An 814-nucleotide genomic window follows, 5' to 3' on the forward strand; every position below is an offset into this window, starting at 1 on the left:
ACTTCTGCAGCTCGCCGGTTGGTACCACAAAGGCGACAACTTGAATCGCCATTTCCTTGTCCATCTGGCAGATGGCGAGGCCGAGCGCTCGTTCGCCGCGGTCCCAGAAGTTGCCGCTGATCGCTCCCTGCTCCAGCAGCAGCTCGGTGAAAGGCGACGTCTCACCCCCTGCGAGCCGATGCGTGATGTCGACCAGGCGAGGGCCACCCCAGACGACTGTGGCGGCAATCTCGTAATTGCGGTACACCGATGCCAGGTGTTCTCCGGCCGCCGCGGCGGCCGAACCATCATGGTCATCCCAGAACTCGTCGGACTCAGCGAGCACGATCGCATGGCCGCTTGCGTTACTGGTAACGGGCAGAGCACCGTGTACCCACTCGGTCCAAGACCCTGGAAACGCCCGAGTCTCGAGCTCGGCATAGAGCGCTTGAAGATCCACATCCGGCATGCCCAGAGGCTACTCCCCATCCAGGGTGGCGGTCGGGCAAGCTGGGGCAGATCCTCGTCCCGTTGGCGCTTGACCTTCGAGTCGGGTTGAAGGTTTACCGTCGGCAGCGTGACGACCTACCGCATATCGCAGCTGGCCGAACACTCGGGTGTTCCGGCGAGCACGCTGCGTTTCTACGAGACCGCCGGGCTGCTACCAGCCGAGCGGACCGCGTCCGGGTATCGGGTCTACGGCGAGGACGCGCGCCGTGGCTGGGTGCGCGGTCTGCTGTGCGGGGCCGATCCTCGCCGTGCTCGGCAACGTCGGTGCCGCATCCGCGATTGGTGCCCTGTGGGTACCCGTCCTAGTACTACAGGGCTAGATCTG

Annotated in this window: 2 protein-coding genes; one reads left to right on the forward strand and one right to left on the reverse strand. The window is 64.7% G+C overall.

The window, feature by feature from the left end; translation table 11 throughout:
* Positions 1-448: hypothetical protein (locus tag VXC91_RS46270; RefSeq protein WP_329513315.1), on the reverse strand; the 448-nt coding region annotated here is incomplete at its 3' end.
* A gap of 108 nt (positions 449-556) precedes the next feature.
* On the opposite strand from VXC91_RS46270, the gene VXC91_RS46275 reads away from it, so the two are divergent.
* A partial coding sequence (locus VXC91_RS46275) for a MerR family transcriptional regulator (RefSeq protein WP_329513316.1) occupies positions 557-814 on the forward strand: 258 nt, incomplete at its 3' end.

Origin of the sequence: Streptomyces chiangmaiensis (assembly GCF_036281785.1) — a bacterium.
Taxonomy (GTDB): domain Bacteria; phylum Actinomycetota; class Actinomycetes; order Streptomycetales; family Streptomycetaceae; genus Streptomyces; species Streptomyces chiangmaiensis.